We start from the raw sequence: 1,463 nt of genomic DNA, 5'->3' as shown, positions 1-1,463 counted from the left end.
AGCAGCCATCATTTAAAGAAAGCGTAATAGCTCACTGGTCGAGTCGGCCTGCGCGGAAGATGTAACGGGGCTAAACCATGCACCGAAGCTGCGGCAGCGACGCTTAGGCGTTGTTGGGTAGGGGAGCGTTCTGTAAGCCGTTGAAGGTGGCCTGTGAGGGTTGCTGGAGGTATCAGAAGTGCGAATGCTGACATAAGTAACGATAAAGCGGGTGAAAAGCCCGCTCGCCGGAAGACCAAGGGTTCCTGTCCAACGTTAATCGGGGCAGGGTGAGTCGACCCCTAAGGCGAGGCTGAAAAGCGTAGTCGATGGGAAACAGGTTAATATTCCTGTACTTGGTGTTACTGCGAAGGGGGGACGGAGAAGGCTAGGCTAGCCGGGCGACGGTTGTCCCGGTTTAAGCGTGTAGGGGGTGTGACCTGGTAAATCCGGTTACATACTAACCCTGAGGCGTGATGACGATGCACTACGGTGCAGAAGTAGTTGATGCCCTGCTTCCAGGAAAAGCCTCTAAGCTCCAGGTAACATTAAATCGTACCCCAAACCGACACAGGTGGTCAGGTAGAGAATACCAAGGCGCTTGAGAGAACTCGGGTGAAGGAACTAGGCAAAATGGTGCCGTAACTTCGGGAGAAGGCACGCTGATATGTAGGTGAAGTCCCTCGCGGATGGAGCTGAAATCAGTCGAAGATACCAGCTGGCTGCAACTGTTTAATAAAAACACAGCACTGTGCAAACACGAAAGTGGACGTATACGGTGTGACGCCTGCCCGGTGCTGGAAGGTTAATTGATGGGGTCAGCCGCAAGGCGAAGCTCTTGATCGAAGCCCCAGTAAACGGCGGCCGTAACTATAACGGTCCTAAGGTAGCGAAATTCCTTGTCGGGTAAGTTCCGACCTGCACGAATGGCGTAATGATGGCCAGGCTGTCTCCACCCGAGACTCAGTGAAATTGAACTCGCTGTGAAGATGCAGTGTACCCGCGGCAAGACGGAAAGACCCCGTGAACCTTTACTATAGCTTGACACTGAACATTGAGCCTTGATGTGTAGGATAGGTGGGAGGCTTTGAAGCGTGGACGCCAGTCTGCGTGGAGCCATCCTTGAAATACCACCCTTTAATGTTTGATGTTCTAACTCTGCCCCATAATCTGGGGTGAGGACAGTGTCTGGTGGGTAGTTTGACTGGGGCGGTCTCCTCCCAAAGAGTAACGGAGGAGCACGAAGGTTAGCTAATCACGGTCGGACATCGTGAGGTTAGTGCAAAGGCATAAGCTAGCTTGACTGCGAGAGTGACGGCTCGAGCAGGTACGAAAGTAGGTCTTAGTGATCCGGTGGTTCTGAATGGAAGGGCCATCGCTCAACGGATAAAAGGTACTCCGGGGATAACAGGCTGATACCGCCCAAGAGTTCATATCGACGGCGGTGTTTGGCACCTCGATGTCGGCTCATCACATCCTGGGGC

The 1,463-nt window shown here is 53.2% G+C and carries 1 rRNA gene; it reads left to right on the top strand.

From position 1 onward, the window contains the following. Positions 1–1,463, top strand: a 23S ribosomal RNA gene (locus ACJ5GX_RS04035); the annotation flags it as partial.

This window comes from Wolbachia endosymbiont of Tuta absoluta, from assembly GCF_059414725.1.
This window is presented reverse-complemented; position numbering and strand designations above follow the sequence as displayed.